1 protein-coding gene is annotated in these 297 nt (G+C 46.1%); it reads left to right on the forward strand.

Features of this window, described 5'->3' with window-relative positions; translation table 11 throughout:
• Window positions 1-20 precede the first annotated feature (20 nt).
• On the forward strand, window positions 21-297 hold a 277-nt coding region (locus C6N31_RS42825), incomplete at its 3' end, for an FKBP-type peptidyl-prolyl cis-trans isomerase (RefSeq protein ID WP_198359705.1).

The following is a 297-nucleotide window of genomic DNA, read 5'->3' on the forward strand; positions in this document are numbered from 1 at the left end:
TGAAAAAGGGAGAGAAGGTCGTGCTCACAGTGAAACCTCTATATGGGTTTGGTGAGAAAGGAAGGCTTGCATCTGAAGATGGAGTTGCAGTTCCTCCAAATGCCAACATTCAAATTTCTCTCGATCTACTTTCATGGAAGACTGTGTCGGAGGTCACCGATGATAAGAAAGTCATCAAGAAAACCCTAGTGGAGGGCGAAGGATACGAGCGACCCAATGATGGATCCATTGTCAAACTGAGGTTGATCGGGAGATTGCAAAATGGGACTGTGTTCTTGAAGAAGGGGCATGATGAGG

The organism is Streptomyces fildesensis (assembly GCF_016107395.1).
Lineage (GTDB): Bacteria > Actinomycetota > Actinomycetes > Streptomycetales > Streptomycetaceae > Actinacidiphila > Actinacidiphila fildesensis.